We start from the raw sequence: 17,613 nt of genomic DNA on the forward strand, positions 1-17,613 counted from the left end.
AAAGATGCAGATCGAAAACAAGGTTTTTCTCGTCACCGGCGGTGCTTCCGGCCTCGGTGCCGCCACCGCTGAAATGCTGGTGGCCGCCGGCGCCAAGGTGATGCTGGTGGACATGAACGCCGAAGCCGTCGCGGCGCAGGCTGTACGTCTCGGCGCGCAAAGCGTGGTGGCCGACATCAGCAATGAAGCGGCGGCCGAAGCGGCGGTGCAGGCGACGGTCAAAGCGTTTGGCGGCCTTAATGGCCTGGTCAATTGCGCCGGCATCGTGCGTGGCGAGAAGATCCTCGGCAAGACCGGCCCTCATGCCTTGGCCAGTTTCAGCCAGGTGATCAACGTCAACCTGATCGGCAGTTTCAATATGCTGCGCCTGGCTGCTGCGGCGATTGCCGAGACTGAAGCGGATGCAGACGGCGAGCGCGGGGTGATCATCAACACCGCCTCGGTGGCGGCCTTCGACGGCCAGATTGGCCAGGCTGCGTATTCGGCGTCCAAAGGCGCGATTGCCAGCCTGACCTTGCCTGCCGCCCGTGAGCTGGCGCGTTTCGGCATCCGCGTGATGACCATCGCACCGGGCATTTTCGAAACGCCGATGATGGCCGGCATGACCCCGGAAGTACGTGATTCACTGGCCGCTGGGGTGCCGTTTCCGCCACGCCTGGGCAAGCCGAGCGAGTACGCCGCGTTGGCCAGGCATATCATAGAAAACAGCATGCTCAACGGCGAGGTGATCCGTCTCGACGGTGCCTTGCGCATGGCCGCCAAATAAGGAGTATTTGTCATGACATTGTCCAACGATCCGATTGTTATTGTCAGCGCCGTCCGCACCCCGATGGGCGGTTTCCAGGGCGAACTGAAAAGCCTGACCGCGCCGCAACTGGGCGCTGCTGCGATTCGTGCCGCGGTCGAACGCGCCGGTATCGCCCCTGAATCCGTCGAAGAAGTGCTGTTCGGCTGCGTGCTCTCCGCCGGCCTCGGCCAGGCCCCGGCGCGGCAAGCGGCACTGGGCGCCGGGTTGGATAAATCGACCCGCTGCACGACGCTGAACAAAATGTGCGGCTCGGGCATGGAAGCGACGATCCTGGCCCACGACATGCTGATCGCCGGCAGCGCCGACGTGGTGGTCGCTGGCGGCATGGAAAGCATGTCCAACGCGCCGTACCTGCTGGACCGCGCCCGCAGCGGTTACCGCATGGGCCATGGCCAGGTGCCCGATCACATGTTCCTCGATGGCCTCGAAGACGCCTACGACAAGGGCCGCCTGATGGGCACCTTTGCCGAGGATTGCGCCGAGACCAATGGCTTCAGCCGTGAAGATCAGGACGCGTTTGCCATCGCGTCGACCACCCGCGCCCAACAGGCGATCCAGGAAGGTAGTTTTAACGCCGAGATCGTGCCGCTCACCGTGACGGTCGGCAAACAGCAAGTGCTGATCAGCCACGACGAACAACCGCCGAAAGCCAAACTGGACAAGATCGCTTCGCTGAAACCGGCGTTCCGCGAGGGCGGCACGGTGACGGCGGCCAACTCCAGTTCGATTTCCGACGGCGCCGCGGCATTGGTGCTGATGCGCCGTTCCGAAGCCGAGAAACAAGGCTTGAAACCACTGGCAGTGATTCATGGCCACGCGGCGTTCGCCGACACCCCGGGGCTGTTCCCGGTGGCACCGGTGGGCGCGATCAAGAAATTGATGAAGAAAACCGGCTGGTCGCTGGATGAAGTCGAGTTGTTCGAAGTCAACGAAGCCTTCGCCGTGGTGAGCCTGGTGACCATGACCAAGCTGGAAATCTCCCACGAGAAGATCAACGTCCACGGCGGTGCCTGTGCCTTGGGCCACCCGATTGGTGCATCCGGCGCGCGGATCCTCGTGACCTTGCTCTCGGCCCTGCGCCAGAAAGGCCTGAAACGTGGCGTTGCAGCGATCTGCATCGGTGGCGGCGAAGCGACGGCCATGGCCGTTGAATGCCTGTACTGAGGCTGACGCCAATCCCTGTGGGAGCGAGCTTTGTGGCGAGGGGGCTTGCCCCCGTTCGAGTGCGCAGCGCTCGCAGATTCTTGGGTCCGCTGCGCGGCCCAACGGGGGCAAGCCCCCTCGCCACAAGGCTCCCACAGGTCTTGCGTTTCAACTTGATTTTTAAGGAATTGGCATGATCCCCAACGACGAACAACTTCAGATCAGCGACGCGGCCCGGCAGTTTGCCCAGGAACGGCTGAAACCGTTCGCCGCCGAATGGGACCGCGAACATCGCTTCCCCAAGGAAGCCATCAGCGAGATGGCTGACCTGGGCTTCTTCGGCATGCTGGTGCCGGAGCAGTGGGGCGGTTGTGACACCGGATACCTGGCTTACGCCATGGCCCTGGAAGAAATCGCTGCCGGCGACGGCGCCTGCTCGACCATCATGAGCGTGCACAACTCGGTGGGTTGCGTGCCGATCCTCAAGTTCGGCAACGACGACCAGAAAGAACGTTTCCTCAAACCGCTGGCCGGCGGCGCGATGCTCGGTGCGTTTGCGCTGACCGAACCGCAAGCCGGCTCCGATGCCAGCAGCCTGAAAACCCGTGCCCGGCTGGAAGGCGATCACTACGTGCTCAACGGCTGCAAGCAGTTCATCACTTCCGGGCAAAACGCCGGGGTGGTGATTGTGTTTGCGGTGACTGACCCGAGTGCCGGCAAACGCGGGATCACCGCGCTGATCGTGCCCACCGATTCGCCGGGCTATAAAGTCGCGCGGGTCGAAGACAAGCTCGGTCAACATGCCTCCGATACCTGCCAGATCCTCTTCGAGGATGTGAAAGTGCCGGTGGCCAATCGACTGGGTGAGGAGGGCGAAGGTTACAAGATCGCCCTGGCCAACCTCGAAGGCGGACGTGTCGGCATCGCCTCGCAATCGGTGGGCATGGCCCGCGCCGCATTCGAAGCGGCCCGCGACTACGCCCGCGAACGCGAGAGCTTCGGCAAGCCGATCATCGAGCACCAGGCGGTAGCGTTCCGCCTGGCCGACATGGCCACCCAGATCGCCGTGGCCCGGCAGATGGTGCATTACGCGGCGGCATTGCGCGACAGCGGCAAACCGGCGCTGGTCGAAGCGTCGATGGCAAAACTGTTCGCCTCGGAAATGGCCGAAAAGGTTTGTTCCTCGGCGTTGCAAACCCTTGGCGGTTACGGTTACCTGAACGACTTCCCGCTGGAGCGTATCTACCGCGACGTGCGGGTGTGCCAGATCTACGAAGGCACCAGCGACATTCAGCGCATGGTCATTTCGCGCAATCTTTGAGAAGGAGTCCCGTCTGTGAGCAATAAAGAGCTGAACTACGAAACGATTTTGCTGGAAACCCACGGCCGTGTCGGCCTGATCACCCTCAACCGTCCGCAAGCCTTGAACGCGTTGAATGCCCAAATCGTCAGTGAACTGAACCACGCCCTCGATGGCCTGGAAGCCGATTCGAATATCGGTTGCATCGTGTTGACCGGCTCGAAAAAAGCCTTCGCCGCCGGTGCCGATATCAAGGAAATGGCCGAGCTGACTTACCCGCAGATCTACCTCGATGATCTGTTCAGCGACAGCGATCGCGTGGCTAACCGCCGCAAGCCGATCATTGCCGCGGTCAACGGTTTCGCCTTGGGCGGTGGCTGTGAACTGGCGCTGATGTGCGACTTCATCCTGGCCGGCGACAATGCAAAATTCGGCCAACCGGAAATCAACCTCGGCGTCTTGCCGGGCATGGGCGGCACCCAGCGCCTGACCCGCGCCGTGGGCAAGGCCAAGGCCATGGAAATGTGCCTGAGCGGGCGCTTGATCGATGCGGTGGAAGCCGAGCGTTGCGGGATCGTGGCGCGCATCGTGCCGGCGGATGAGCTGGTGGACGAAGCGCTGAAAGTCGCGGCGCTGATTGCGAAGAAATCACTGCCGATTGCGATGATGATCAAGGAAAGCGTCAACCGCGCCTTTGAAGTCAGCCTGTCGGAAGGCGTGCGTTTTGAACGCCGGGTATTCCATGCGGCGTTTGCCACCCAGGATCAGAAAGAAGGGATGGCGGCGTTTATTGCCAAGCGTGAGGCCGAATTCCAAGGCAAGTGATGTAGCGTCCTCACGGACGTCTTCGCGGGCAAGTCGGATCGCCGCACCGCTCGCGCCTACAGAGGATATGCATTCCCCTGTAGGAGCGAGGCTTGCCCGCGAAGCTTTTTAGATCAGGTAGTTCTTGAGTTCCCGGGCAATCACCATCCGCTGTATCTCGCTCGACCCTTCATAAATCTGCGTGATCCGCGCATCCCGGTAGTAACGCTCCACCGGGTAGTCCTCCAGATACCCATACCCGCCATGAATCTGAATCGCCGACGAGCAGACTTTCTCCGCAATCTCCGAAGCAAACAGCTTGGCCTGTGAAGCCTCCGACAGACAGGGCTTGCCGGCACTGCGCAAGCGCGCGGCGTGCAGGATCAACAGGCGCGCGGCGTTCAGTCGGGTCTGCATGTCGGCCAGCATATTGGCGATGCTCTGGTGTTCGATGATCGGCTTGTCGAACTGCACCCGATCCCGCGCGTAAGCCAGCGCCGCTTCGAACGCCGCACGGGCGATGCCCAGGGCTTGCGCAGCGATGCCGATGCGGCCGCCTTCGAGGTTGGAGAGGGCGATGGCCAGGCCTTTGCCGCGTTCACCCAGCAAATTGGCTTCAGGGACGGTGCAGTTGTTCAGGGTGACGGCGCAGGTGTCGGAAGCGCGGATGCCCATCTTGTGTTCACTGCGGTCGACGATGAACCCCGCTGTTTCGGTCGGCACCAGGAATGCCGAGATGCCACGCTTGCCCAGCTCTGGATCAGTCACGGCGAAAACGATTGCCAGCTTCGCCCGTTTGCCGTTGCTGACGAATTGCTTGGCGCCGTTGATCACCCACTGGCCGTCGCGCAGTTCGGCGCGGGTGCGCAGGTTATGGGCTTCGGAACCGGCTTGCGGTTCGGTCAGGCAGAAGCAACCGATGGCCTGGCCGCTGGCGAGGTCCGGCAGCCATTGCTGTTTTTGCTCTTCGGTGCCGTAATTGAGCACTGGCCCGCAGCCCACGGAGTTGTGGATGCTCATGAGTGCACCGGTGGCGCCGTCACCGGCGGAAATCTCTTCCACCGCCAGCGCGTAGGCCACGTAGTCGACATAGGTGCCGCCCCATTCCTCGGGCACCACCATGCCCAGCAGACCCAGCTCACCCATCTTCGCCACCAGACCGTCATCGATCCAGCCGGCCTTTTCCCAGGCTTGTGCGTGGGGCGCGATTTCGCCGCGGGCAAAATCCCGGGCCATGTCGCGGATCATCACTTGTTCTTCGCTCAATTCGATATCGTGCATGGCTCAGCTCCCGCTCTGGTCAAACCCGGTGAAAAAACTCGCGACGTGCTCGGCGTCCAGCGCCTGCAAGGTCGGCGGGTTCCAGCGCGGGTTCTTGTCTTTGTCGATCAGCAAGGCGCGCACGCCTTCGATCAGGTCGCCGCGTTCGAACCACTGGCGATCCAGGTGCAGTTCGAGGGCGAAGCACTGTTCCAGGCTCAGGTGCCGACCGCGCCGCAGCATTTCCAGGGTCACGCCCATGGCCAGCGGTGAACGGCTTTCCAGCAAGTCGGCGGTGGCCATGGCCCACTCATGGCTGTCGGCGACGGTCACTGCACGCAGTTGTTCCACCATACTCGGCACATCGGGCAGGGCGAAGAAGTGGTCGATGACCGGCCGCAGCGCCGCCAGCGGCGCTACCGGCAGTTGCTGCACGGCGAGTTTCGCCAGCGCGCCTTGCAGGTCCTTGAGCGGGGTGTCGTGCCATTCCAGATGGTCGAGTCGCTCGTCCAGCTCGCCCAGGCTGGCGCTATCCAGATACCAGTCGGCCAGGCCGCAATAGAGCGCATCGGCGGCGCGGATCTGCACGCCGCTGACGCCGAGATAGATGCCCAGCTCACCGGGAATGCGCGGCAGGAAGTAGCTGCCGCCGACGTCCGGGAAATAACCGATGGCCACTTCCGGCATCGCCAGACGGCTACGCTCGGTGACCACTCGCAAATCGGCGCCTTGCACCAGCCCCATGCCGCCACCCAGGACAAAGCCGTCCATCAAGGCCAGGACCGGTTTGCGGTAGTGATGGATCGTGAGGTCGAGGGCGTATTCCTCGACGAAGAAATCTTCGTGCAGCGTGTCGCCGCTTTTGAAGCTGTCGTACAGCGAGCGGATATCGCCGCCGGCACAGAAGGCTTTCTCGCCAGCACCGCGCAACACTACCGCATGCACCTGCGGATCCTGTGCCCAGGCATCGAGTTGCTGTTGCAGGCTGCGGACCATGTCCAGGGTAATGGCGTTGAGGCCGGCGGGGCGGTTGAGGGTCAGGTGACCGATGTGATTGCGAACCTCGGCCAACACTTCATTTTGCGTGGCATCCATGGACGGTGTCCCCGGGGATGAAACCTGAGCAGTCATCACTAACTCCCTGCTTTTATTGTTCTTTATAGAGAAGCTCGCGCGCGAGCGATGCAGGATCGTAACAGTGCAAATTTGCCCTGTACAACCGAGATACGTGCAGGTTCTTTCTGCATTTTTACCTTAGTGCAAAATCAAAAGATCGCAGCCTTCGGCAGCCTGACTCCGTTTTGAATCAACCTTGAATTTGTGGCGAGGGGGCTTGTCGGATCGCCGCACCGTCCCGTTCGACTGCGCAGCAGCCGCAGATAAGGGCAATGAGGTATGCCTGGAAAAATTCGTTAGCAGGTTTTGGGGCCGCTTCGCGACCCAACGGGGGCAAGCCCCCTCGCCACAAAGATGCCTTTAGGTTCTGCTGCTCAGCACTTCACCGATACTGCGCCGCTTGGCATGCAATTCACTGGCATGAATCAACTGCTCGAGGTCTTCAGGGGTGACGTCGTAGAAGGCCTCCATGTCGGCGAGTGCCCGTCGCAGATCTTCGGCGGTGATCGCCTGGATGTCGGCCGCGGGCATAAGCGGGGCCGGTTCGGCGGGACGCTTGGGGTAACGAATGCGCGTGAAGTTGTTGTACGCCAACGCGCTGAGCAGCATCGTCGAGCCACTGAGCATTACCGGGCCGAGGGCTTTCCAGTCCATGGCGATGGTCGCCGGGTCTGCCAGCACCATCAGCAGCGCCAGCGCCCCGGCGGGTGGGTGCAGGCAACGCAGCCAGCACATCAGAATCAGCGCCATGCCCGCCGCGAGGCAGGCGCTGCCGAGGGTGCGGCCGAGTACGTGAGCGACCAGCAGCGAGATCACCCCCGCGCAAAGGTAACCGCCAAGAATCGACCACGGCTGGGCCAGCGCACCCGAGGACACGGCGAACAGTAATACCGCCGACGCGCCCAACGGACCTATCAGATGCAGCGCCACGTCGATGCCGAACACCTGGCCGCACACCCAGACACTGAACATCGTCCCCATGGCCATGCCGATGGCGGCACGGCTCCATTCGGAGGGGCGGGTGTTGATGGCGGCGGGCAACCAGTGAGCGAGCATGACGAACATCGATCCTTTGACAAAAACCAGGGCAAAAAAAAGGCTTGTCCGGATACCCGGAAAGCCCTTGAAGTGGTTCCAACTATTGGGGGAGGAACGGCGCACAGTGTGCCGGTCATTACCGATGCTGACAAATTCATATTAATGCAGCTTCAATGCATTATTTTTGCAGTATCGCGACGCGTCGACCGCTCATGAAACAGAGAAAACCGCCCATCGCCGTCAATGCGCTCAGGGCGTAGAACATGGTGGGCGCGGGCGTGTGCATCAGCAGGAAGCCGCAGATCACCGGGCTCAGCGCACCACCGAGGGCTGCGAGGTTCTGCGCGCCGTAGTAGCTGCCGCGCAGTTCTTCCGGGGCCAGGGTGTCGATGAAGAGGAATTCGGCCGGGTAAATGATCATTTCGCCGAGGGTGAAAATGAACATTGCGATGCACCAGCTCACCAGGCCGTCGGCCAGGCTGAAACCGATCAAGCCGAGGATGAACAGGCTGCTGCCGCCGACAATCCAGTAACGCAGTTGTTCGCGTTTGAGAAACCGGCCGATCTGGTATTGCAGCAGGATCACGCTGATGGCGTTGCAGGCGAGCAGGGCGGCCATGGTTTCCAGCGCTCGTTTGGAGTCGTGGGTTACCAGCAGGTATTGCGACAGGTACAAGGTAAAACGACCGTGGACCACGGTGCTGAGCAGGCAGCCGCAGGTGAACATGATCAGCGTGCGGTCGTTTTTCAGGGTGACCAGGGTTTTGAGAAAGCTTTGGGGCTGGCCGATGGTGGATGTCTGGGCCGGGTCCTTGGGAATGCCGCTCATCAGGAAAATGCTGAAGAACGCGATGCCGCCGGCGATCAGGAACGGCGCAATCGGGTACACGCCAGCGATCACCACGCCGAGCATCGGGCCGGTGGCGTAGCCGATGTTGGTCAGGGTGTAGCGTAGCGAAAAAGCCTTGGCGCGTTGGCCCATGGGCAGGTTGTCGCTGAGAATCGCCTTGGACCCGATCAGAAACAGCGCCGAGGCGGTTTCGGTGATCACCAGGGTGGCGGTGGTCAGGTAGAGGTTTTCGGCAAAGGTCAGCAGCACGAAGCCGATGGCACTGGAGAGCATGGCCAGGATCAACAGCCGACGCTTTTCGAGGCGGTCGATGATGTAACCACCATAGAGCGCGAGCAGGGTGGCGATGAACACCGCAATCCCGAGCAGCAGGCCGACGTCCTGTTGGTTGAGGCCGAGCTTGGTGCTCAGGAACAGCGTGAGCAACGGGCTGGTGATGGCGCGACTGACGACGATGGTCAGCGAGCAGATCATCAGCCGGCGGATAACGAGGGAGTAAGTGGCCACGGTGGGGCAAATGTCCTTATTCAGATTCTGTGGTGTTCGACGCGCAACGCCAGGCTCAACTCAGTCACCGATCAAGCGCCCGAACCGACTCCAGTTCTTCCAGCCGCCACAACTGCTCCAGCAGCTCTTTTGCCTGCTGTAGCGGTATCACCCGCTCGGCCAGGCTGAAGAATTTCTCCTCCAGCGCCGCATCACTCAGCGGATTGCCCGGCGCCCCCAACGGCACCTCAACGCACAGGCTTGCTTGCCGACCGTCCACGGTCCGCACGCTGACCATAGGCTCGCCATCCTCGGACAGTTGCGGGTCGACTTCAAGGCGAATACGCGACATCCAGTGCGCAATCCGCGGGTGGCGGCGCTGTTCATCGTCGTAGGCTTCCAATCGGCAATGCCCATGGAGCAGCCGGGCCGCCAGGGCATAACGCAGGCTCATCTGCGCCGCCGGCAACGTGCTGACGTCCTGGCCACCGCACATGTCTTGAAGGAATCCGCACAGCGATACCTGAACGTCCTCGACCTGCTCGGCGCTGACCTGCAATTGATCGAGCAACAGGCCCAATGCGTCGATCGCCGAATGGGTCCCACGGCAAGCCGCATAGGGCTTGATCGAGCAGCGCGCGAGTTTCCATACGTGGCCCAGTTCGGCGTCCAACGCCTCGGGCGCGGCGGTGTCCGCTGCGAGCGTCCTGAGGAAACCGCCCCAGACGTCATCGAACAGTTTTGTCGGGCCGGTGATGCCTTGTTGAGCAAACCGCGCGGCCAGCAATCCACCTTCGGCGGCGCGTCCGCTGTGGAGTCTTTTGCTTTGCGAGCCGTCATGGATAAACGCCCACAGACCACCACTGAAGCTGCCGGCGATGCCCAGTGCCGACAAGGTTTGTTGTGCATCCAGCCCCAGAATCCGTGCACTGGCCGCCGCCGCGCCAAACACTCCGCACGTCGCCGTGGAGTGCCAACCGGCGCCGTTATGGGCCGAGTAACTGCCGCAGGCTTCGAGCACCCGACGGCCGATTTCGTAGCCGATCACCACCGCAGTGATCAGTTCGCGGCCGTCTACTGGCTTCGTTGACATCGACAGCGCCGCCATCACCGCCGGCAGCACCACCGCGCCGGAATGGTCGCAGCCGCCGGTATCGTCCAGCTCCAGGGCATGCGCGGCGATACCGTTGAGCATGGCGGCTTGCGCCGCGCCGACTCGCTGACCGGTGCCCCAGACCAACGTGCTGCCGGCTTCTCCCTTGAACACCTGACGCGCCTGTCTGGCGACATCGCTGCCGGCTCCGGCCAGGGCTGCGCCGAAGGTGTCGAGAATGTGTCGCTTGGCTTGCTCCGCCAACGCGGCAGGTAACTCTTCGAAACGGGTATCGACGCAGAACTGCGCCAGACGCGCCATTCGCATAACCCCATCCTGATCTCTCATACGCCGTAATCCCGATAATGACGCTCGTACACAGCGGCCGGGTGATCCTCGGTCACCGGCGCCGCCGACTCTGCCCACCACTGAGCCACTTCGGCACCGGTGGCGATCCACACGTCATCGTGCTGCTGAATGCTTTGCAGCAATTCGCGCAACACGCCGATCCGCCCTGGCGTGGCGATGATTTCCGGGTGCAGCCGCAGCACGTAACACAAGCCGAATCGGTGAAACCCGGCGAAGTCCATCTTCAGATTGCCAAGGGTGTGGCTGTAAGAGGCGATGCGCGATTGTGCCGGTGGCACCGCCGGGCTGAGGTTGAAGGCGAAATAGGGCTCGTCCTCCAGTTCGTAGTGCAACGGCAGTTCGATCACCTCGGGCGCCGTCGGGTGGGCGAAGGGCAAATCATCGCCGCGCCATGACGAGGACCAACGGATACCGTGCTCGCGCAACGCCTCGATGAAGCCGGATGCGCCATTGCCGGCGGGAATGCGAAAGCCTGTCGGACGCTGACCGGTCAGCGCGCTCAAGGCCGCGCAGCCCTTGGCGATTTCGGTGCTTTGCTCGGCCAGAGTCAGGTGGTTGTAGTGCTGATGGCGGTAGCCGGCGCAGGCTATCTCGTGCCCGCCGGCCTGGATCGCCCGGAGGTGTTGCGGGTTTTCCTCGGCGACGATGCCGGGCACGAACCAGCTGCTGGAAACCCCCAGTTCTGCGAACACGCCAAGCAAACGCTGGACCCCGCGCTGGGTGCCGTAGCGCCACACCGACAAGGTCTTGTCGCGCCCGGCGACTTCCGGCGCCTGGGTGAGGATGCCGTGGATGTCGTTGTAATCGACGGTCAGCACCACGGCGCAGCGGTAGCCGTTGGGCCAGACAATGGAATCAGCCATGGTGATGCTCCTTCAGCCACCAGTGGGCGACATCGCGGCAGGTGGCGAACCACACGTCATCGCGTTGGCGCATGTGTTCGAAGAGTTTTTCCAGCAACAGGATGCGGCCCGGTTTGCCGGTGATCTTGGGGTGGAACAGGGTGGTCAGGCACAGGCCTTCAGCCATGGCGCCATCGAACTCGCGGCACCAGTTATCGAGGGTCAGTTCGTAGCTGGCGGTTCGGTCCAGCCCGGAAGGGAAGTCCGGTGCGCGGGTGTAGGCGAGGGAGGCGTAGTCGTCCATTTCCCAGCGGCCGGGGATTTCCACCAGTGGTGTATCGAAGCCCGGCACCTTGACCAGGTAGGGCCGGTCATCGCCGCGCATGCTGCTGGAATAGGTCACACCGGCTTCCACCAGCATGGCCGGCGTTTCGGCCCGCCAGTCGCCGGACGGCGTGCGGAAACCTTCAGCGCGGATGTTCAGGTACTTCCAGAACACCTCGCGGGATTTGTGCATCACGTCCTTCTGCTGCTCCAGCGTCAGGGCGTAAAAAGATTCGTGTTTGTAGCCGTGATAGGCCACCTCATGCCCGCGCTCGACAATCGCCTGGCACTGTTTCGGCCAGTTCTCCACGACCCAGGCCGGAACGAAAAACGTGGTCGGGATGCGGAACTCATCCAGCAGATCGAGAATCCGCGGCAGCGCCCGATAGGGGCCGTAACCGCCGAAACCGAAATACTCGGGCTTGCGCCAGATCGAGCCGTTAAGCATGGCATCGCCGGTGGGGCCATCGAGGTCGAAGGCCAGGGCGAGGCAGGCCTGGTGCTGGTCGGGCCAGGTGGGTTGCAGCGAGGAGGACATCGTATGGCGCTCCAGAATTAATAGTTGAAACACCCGTAGCAGCTGCCGAGCCCGCGAGGCTGCGTTCGGCGGCGCAGCCGTCGTGAATTCAAACTACGCGGTGTTTCAGGAAAACCTCGCGTGCAGGGTTTACGACGGCTGCGCCGCCGAACGCAGCCTCGCAAGCTCGGCAGCTGCTACGAACCGTGTTATTTCCCGGCGTTGATGGTCACGGTCTTGATCGCGCCCAGTTCCAGGTCCCATTTCTTCAGGATTGCCTGGTAGCTGCCGTCATCGATTATGCTTTGCAACGCGACTTTCACCGCTTCGCTCAGCTCAGGTTTTTTCTTGCTCACACCCATGCCCGAGAACTGCTTGGAGATCGGCAGGCCCACGGTTTTGTACATGTCCTTTTCCTGGGTCTTGAGGTACGACAGGGTTTCGCTGCCTTGCATGGCCGCGTCGATACGGCTCTGACGCAGTTGCGCACGGGCGTCGGCCGAGCCTTCGGTGCCGATCACGTTGATCGCGGGTTTGCCGGCGGCTTCGCAGTTTTCCTTGCTCCACGCGGCGATTTCCGCCGGGAAGGTGGTACGGCGGCTGGTGCCGACTTTCTTGCCGCACAAGTCGACGATCTCGTTGGTGTCCTTGTTTTTCTGCAAGGTGTAGAACTGCGGACCGCTGGTGAAGTAATCGACGAAGGTCACGCTGGCCTGACGCTCGGCGGTGTCGGTCATGCCCGAGAGCACCATGTCTACGCGGTCGGTCGTGAGCGCGTTGATCATTTGCTCGAAGCCGGTTTCCTGCCATTTGATCTTCACGCCCAGACGTTCGGCCAGGGCGTTGCCCAGGTCATAGTCAAGGCCGGTGAGGGTGTTGGTGGCCGGGTCCTTGAAATCCATCGGCGGGTAGTTCGGCATGATCGCAACAACGATCTCGCCCTTGTCCTTGATGCTGGCCGGCAACTCGGCAGCGAAGGCGAAACCGGATGCCAGGACGCTGGCAAGTACTGCTGGGATGACTAGGTTCTTCATGGTCGTTCTCTTATGAGTGTTGTGAGCGCCAAAGGACGCTTAGGTTCGAACGGCAGAAATGAAGCTTTGGGTGCGTGGGTTTTGCGGACTTATTAGTATTTCTTCGGGGCTTCCAGCCTCCACGATCTGCCCGCCGTCCATGAACACCATGCGGTTGGAAACCTCGCGAGCGAAGCCCAGTTCATGGGTGACGACGATCATGGTCATGCCGGTTTGCGCCAGATCGCGCATCACCGACAGCACCTCTCCGACCAGTTCCGGGTCGAGTGCCGAAGTGGGTTCATCGAACAGCATCAGCTTGGGGCGCATGGCCAATGCACGGGCAATGGCGACACGTTGTTGCTGACCACCCGACAGTTCGATCGGGTAGCTGTTGCGCTTGTCGGCCAGGCCGACGCGAGCGAGCAGTTCCACGGCTTCTTCGTGCGCCTCTTTGGGCGAACGCTTGAGCACCTGGCATGGCCCTTCGATGATGTTTTGCAGCACAGTCATGTGCGGGAACAGGTTGAAACGCTGGAACACCATGCCGGTGGCCAGGCGCTGGCGGGCAATCTGCGATTCGTTGAGCTCGTGCAGTTTGTTGCCGACGATCCGGTAACCCACCAGCTCGCCGTCGACCCACAGGCCGCCCTTGTCGATTTTTTCCAGCTGATTCACGCAGCGCAGCAGGGTACTTTTGCCGGAGCCGGACGGGCCGATGATGCACAGCACTTCGCCTTGCTCGACTTCGATGTTGATGTCCTTGAGCGCGTGGTACTGGTCGTAATATTTGTTCAGGCTCACGGCCTTGACGATGCTTCTCATGTTGGGCTCCTCAAGAACGCTTGCCGGCGCCGCGAGCGAAACGACGCTCCAGACGGCTTTGACCAAAGGACAGCACGGTGACCGTGGCCAGGTACCAGATACCGGCAACGATCAGCAACTCCATCACACGGGCGTTGGCGTAGTAGATGTTCTGCGCGTTGTAGAGCAGTTCCGAGTACTGGATGACGCTCGCCAGGGAGGTCATTTTCACCATGCCGATGAATTCATTACCGACTGGCGGAATGATGATCCGCATGGCCTGGGGCAGGATGATCCGGCGCAGGGCTTGCAGGCGCGGCATGCCGATCGACTTGGCGGCTTCGTACTGGCCGGTGTCCACCGACAACAGGCCGGCACGCACCACTTCAGCGGTATAGGCGCCCTGGTTGATGCTCAAGCCGAGGAGGGCGGCTACGAAGGGCGTCATCAGGCTCACGGTGTCCATTTCGAACAGGCCGGGAATGCCGATGGTGGGGAAGATCAGCGCCAGGTTGAACCACAGCAACAGCTGCAGGATCAGCGGCGTGCCACGGAACAGCCAGGTGTAGGTCAGCGCCACATAGCGCAGGATCGGGTTGGCCGACATGCGCATGATCGCCGTGATCACCCCGAAGACAATGCCCAGCGCCATCGCCAGCACCGCCATGACGATGGTGTTGAGCAAGCCCCACATGATCGCTTGCGAAGTGAGGAACTGGCCGATGTACGACCATTCGATCTTGCCTTCGGCGAAGGCCCGCACCAGGCCGACAATGGCGATGACAATGACGGTAGCGAAAAAAATTCGCCCGTAATAACGCCGTGGCACGTGTTGGTACTGGGTGATATCGAACTGGTTTTCCGCCAGTTTGCGCTCCGCCTGGAGTCGTTCTGCCTGTGTCTGGCTCATGTTGGTTCTCCGTACACTGTTCTTTCAGATCAAGCACAATCCCCTTGTAGGAGCCGGCTTGCTGGCGATGGAGTGTCAGTCGACATCAATTCAGCTGACACACCATCGCCAGCAAGCCGGCTCCTACAAGGTTTTGCGTTGTCTATCAGAGGCGGAAGCCCTGATAGTTCTCGGTCCACGCTTGCTGCGCGGCGAGGGCGGTTTTCAGTCGGCCGATCTGCTCGCGCACCTGTTGCGGTGCGGTGCCACCCCAGCCACTGCGGGCGGCGATAGCCGCTTCGAGGGTCAGGCTCTCGCGCACCTCAGGCGTCAGGCGCGGATCGATCTCGGCCAGCAGCGCCGGCGAGGCTTCCCACAGTTCGATGTCATGTTTCTCACAGGCCTGGACCAATGCGCCGGTGATTTCATGCGCTTCCTTGAACGGCACGCCGCGCACTGCCAACCAGTCGGCGACTTCGGTGGCAAGGGTGAAACCCAGTGGTGCCTGACGGCGCAGTTCTTCGACGTTGACCTTCATGGTCGCGACCATCCCGGCCATGGCCGGCAGCACCAGCAGCAGGGTGTCGACGCTGTCGAGCACGCCGTTCTTGTCTTCGCTCAAGTCACGGTTGTAGGACAGCGGCAGGGATTTGAGCGTCGAGAGCAGGCCGGTCAGGTTGCCGATCAAGCGGCCAGCCTTGCCCCGGGCCAGTTCGGCGATGTCCGGGTTTTTCTTCTGCGGCATGATTGAACTGCCGGTGGCGTAGGCATCGTCCAAAGCGACCCAGCGAAATTGCCGCGACGACCACAGGCAGAACTCTTCGGCGAGGCGGGAAATGTTGATCCCTAGCATGCTGGCGATAAACAGGAATTCGGCGACGTGATCGCGGCTGGCCACGGCGTCGATGGAGTTTTCGCACACGCCGCTGTAGCCCATTTCCTTGGCTGACTGCTGGGGCAGGCGAGCGATGGCGGAACCGGCCAGGGCCGCTGCACCCAGTGGCGACAGCGAGGTGCGCGCGTCCCAGTCCACCAGGCGCTGCACATCGCGCAGCATCGATTGGGCGTGGGCCAGCAAGTGGTGAGCGAACACGATCGGCTGGGCTTGTTGCAAGTGAGTGAAACCCGGGCAGATGCTCTCGACGTGTTGCTCGGCCTGTTCCACCAGCGCTTGCTGCAAGGCCAGCACTTCAACGGCCAACGTACGGACGTGATCACGCAGGAACAGCCGCAGGTCGTTGGCGGTCTGGTCGTTGCGCGAACGGCCGGCGCGCAGCTTGCCGCCCAGTGCGCCGAGGCGTTCGGTCAGCAGGCGCTCGATGAAGGTGTGCACGTCTTCGTCGTCCAGGGTCGGCGCGATGTTGCCGGCACGGAAGTCATCACCGATGCCCTGCAGGGCGTCGAGCATGGTCTGGGTTTCCTGCTCGCTCAGAAGGCCGGCTCGCTGCAACTCCCGGGCATGCGCCTTGGAACCGGCGAGGTCATATGGGGTAAGGCGAAAGTAGCGCTCGGGGCAACGGGACAGCGCCGCCAGAGCTTCAGACGGGCCGCTCTTGAAACGGGCACCCCAGAGACGGTCGGTGGTTTGAGACATTGTTGTTTTCCTCGTCGGTAACGCGAACTGATATCGGTGTGCAGAGCCTGAAACACTTCCCGGAAATTATTCGGGTGTGGTCATGGCCAAGCAGTGTTCAAGAGGGCAGTTGCTAAAGGGCGAGAGCTGATCGAAGTGTCAGTTTTTAATAGTTCGAAATCAGTGAGTTGGCACTGATCGGCGGAATTTATTAACGGTTGCCAAGCCTTGTTTTCTGTGTTCATTATTATTAGCCAGCACTGTTTTTGTTGTTGGGCACAGGTTGTTGAATAGGGCGCCAGAGGTAAATAAGCATTATGGAAACCCCACTTTCCAATTCCGGAAACCCGCCGTTAAAAACGGTACATCGGGCGCCGTTGGCCCTCAGCGGCCTGGACTTCAAACTGCTCAAAGTATTCAAGGCCGTGGTCGAGGCTGGCGGCTTCAGTGCGGCGCAGAATGAGCTGAACGTGGGCTTGGCGGCCATCAGCAAACAGATTTCCGACCTTGAGATTCGCATCGGCATGCGCCTGTGTACCCGGGGGCGGGAAGGGTTTCACCTGACCGAAGAAGGGCGCCTGGTGTATCAGGCGTCGATCGATTTATTTGCCTCGGTCGATAACTTTCGTGATCGGCTTAGTTCGGCGCAGAATGAACTTATTGGCGACCTTGGGGTGGGCGTCATTGATAATACAATTACGGACTCGAATTCTCCGTTAGTTGCGGCGCTTAGAAGAATAAATGAAGAGTCGCCGAAAGTAAGATTTCAACTTCAGGCCTCCCAGTTAGATGAGGTGGAAAGAGGTGTGGTCGAGGGGCGGTTAGTGGCCGGGATCGTGCCGGTTTATCAAAAAAGAGAAGAGTTCGATTACTTCCCGCTGTATGAAGAACGCTCGTATGTGTATTGCGCCGTCGGTCATCCACTGTTCTCGGTGCCGGAGGCGGACATGGGCGGCAATGTGCTGCAGGATTACGAGTGCATCAACCACCGCTACGCGATCCATCGGGACAAACTGAACTTTGCCCGCTACGACAGCTTTTCCGCTTCGGCGACTCAAGTGGAAGCTGTGGCGCTGCTGGTCAAGACGGGGCGTTTCGTCGGTTTTCTGCCCGAGCATTACGCGGCAAACCTGGTGGCTCAGGGACAGTTTCGGGCGGTGCGTCCGGACCTGATCAACATCGTCACGCCGTTCAATCTGATCCTGCGCCACAACACTGTGCGCAGTCCGTTGGTGAAGGCGTTTGCCCAGTCGCTGGGGGTGGATTTGAAGGCGCCGGTTTAACCTCAAACGTAGGCGTTCAAGTGTGGTTAACAGTAACTAAAGGACAATACATGGATACGCAGGAGCTACTGCAGGCTGCGATCTTTGATCTTGCTCTTCAG

At 61.3% G+C, this 17,613-nt stretch carries 16 protein-coding genes; 5 read left to right on the top strand and 11 right to left on the bottom strand.

The genetic code is table 11. The features are described 5' to 3' along the window. Nucleotides 1-4: 4 nt before the first annotated feature. The 4 genes from PGR6_RS13965 to PGR6_RS13980 all read left to right on the top strand — a co-directional run bounded on the left by PGR6_RS13965 (nt 5) and on the right by PGR6_RS13980 (nt 4,076). On the top strand, nt 5-766 hold the full coding sequence (locus PGR6_RS13965; RefSeq protein ID WP_064617776.1) for an SDR family NAD(P)-dependent oxidoreductase: 762 nt from the start codon (nt 5-7) through the stop codon (nt 764-766). A 12-nt stretch (nt 767-778) separates the two neighbouring features. After that, the gene (locus PGR6_RS13970; protein ID WP_064617778.1) at nt 779-1,972 is read left to right on the top strand and encodes an acetyl-CoA C-acyltransferase; all 1,194 of its coding nucleotides are present in this window, start codon (nt 779-781) and stop codon (nt 1,970-1,972) included. Between the two features lie 172 nt (nt 1,973-2,144). Then, nucleotides 2,145-3,272: an acyl-CoA dehydrogenase gene (locus PGR6_RS13975; RefSeq protein WP_019649660.1), complete on the top strand. Its 1,128-nt coding sequence runs from the start codon at nt 2,145-2,147 to the stop codon at nt 3,270-3,272. 30 nt (nt 3,273-3,302) lie between these two features. Next, nucleotides 3,303-4,076 (top strand): enoyl-CoA hydratase, encoded by a 774-nt coding sequence (locus tag PGR6_RS13980; RefSeq protein ID WP_028940625.1) that lies wholly within the window; start codon nt 3,303-3,305, stop codon nt 4,074-4,076. A 108-nt stretch (nt 4,077-4,184) separates the two neighbouring features. Here PGR6_RS13980 and PGR6_RS13985 read toward each other — a convergent pair whose 3' ends face one another. The 11 genes from PGR6_RS13985 to argH form a co-directional block, all read right to left on the bottom strand. Further along, nucleotides 4,185-5,336 (bottom strand): acyl-CoA dehydrogenase family protein, encoded by a 1,152-nt coding sequence (locus tag PGR6_RS13985; RefSeq protein ID WP_018929133.1) that lies wholly within the window; start codon nt 5,334-5,336, stop codon nt 4,185-4,187. 3 nt (nt 5,337-5,339) lie between these two features. Next, entirely contained in the window at nt 5,340-6,446 is a 1,107-nt protein-coding gene (locus tag PGR6_RS13990; protein ID WP_064617780.1) for an enoyl-CoA hydratase/isomerase family protein, read from the bottom strand. A 345-nt stretch (nt 6,447-6,791) separates the two neighbouring features. Continuing rightward, entirely contained in the window at nt 6,792-7,487 is a 696-nt protein-coding gene (locus tag PGR6_RS13995; RefSeq protein ID WP_064621270.1) for an HPP family protein, read from the bottom strand. 160 nt (nt 7,488-7,647) lie between these two features. Next, entirely contained in the window at nt 7,648-8,826 is a 1,179-nt protein-coding gene (locus PGR6_RS14000) for an MFS transporter (protein WP_064617782.1), read from the bottom strand. A gap of 64 nt (nt 8,827-8,890) precedes the next feature. Beyond that, a complete protein-coding gene (locus PGR6_RS14005; RefSeq protein WP_064617784.1) occupies nt 8,891-10,225 on the bottom strand; it encodes an MmgE/PrpD family protein in 1,335 nt (444 codons plus the stop codon). A 17-nt stretch (nt 10,226-10,242) separates the two neighbouring features. After that, nucleotides 10,243-11,130, bottom strand: coding sequence for a polysaccharide deacetylase family protein (locus PGR6_RS14010; protein ID WP_064617786.1), 888 nt, complete (start codon nt 11,128-11,130; stop codon nt 10,243-10,245). Next, complete coding sequence (locus tag PGR6_RS14015) at nt 11,123-11,971, bottom strand: polysaccharide deacetylase family protein (RefSeq protein ID WP_018929139.1); 849 nt, start codon at nt 11,969-11,971, stop codon at nt 11,123-11,125. Before PGR6_RS14015 ends, PGR6_RS14010 begins: the two co-directional genes overlap by 8 nt. Nucleotides 11,972-12,159: 188 nt before the next feature. Beyond that, nucleotides 12,160-12,984: an ABC transporter substrate-binding protein gene (locus PGR6_RS14020; RefSeq protein ID WP_064617788.1), complete on the bottom strand. Its 825-nt coding sequence runs from the start codon at nt 12,982-12,984 to the stop codon at nt 12,160-12,162. A 39-nt stretch (nt 12,985-13,023) separates the two neighbouring features. Next, entirely contained in the window at nt 13,024-13,788 is a 765-nt protein-coding gene (locus tag PGR6_RS14025; protein WP_064617790.1) for an amino acid ABC transporter ATP-binding protein, read from the bottom strand. A gap of 10 nt (nt 13,789-13,798) precedes the next feature. Beyond that, nucleotides 13,799-14,677: an amino acid ABC transporter permease gene (locus tag PGR6_RS14030; protein ID WP_052966338.1), complete on the bottom strand. Its 879-nt coding sequence runs from the start codon at nt 14,675-14,677 to the stop codon at nt 13,799-13,801. Nucleotides 14,678-14,822: 145 nt separating this feature from the next. Next, the gene (gene argH / locus PGR6_RS14035) at nt 14,823-16,250 is read right to left on the bottom strand and encodes an argininosuccinate lyase (protein ID WP_064617792.1); all 1,428 of its coding nucleotides are present in this window, start codon (nt 16,248-16,250) and stop codon (nt 14,823-14,825) included. Between the two features lie 296 nt (nt 16,251-16,546). Between argH and PGR6_RS14040 the strand changes: the two genes are divergently transcribed. Next, nucleotides 16,547-17,512: a LysR family transcriptional regulator gene (locus PGR6_RS14040; protein ID WP_064617794.1), complete on the top strand. Its 966-nt coding sequence runs from the start codon at nt 16,547-16,549 to the stop codon at nt 17,510-17,512. Nucleotides 17,513-17,613 lie beyond the last annotated feature (101 nt).

Origin of the sequence: Pseudomonas sp. GR 6-02 (assembly GCF_001655615.1) — a bacterium.
GTDB lineage: Bacteria > Pseudomonadota > Gammaproteobacteria > Pseudomonadales > Pseudomonadaceae > Aquipseudomonas.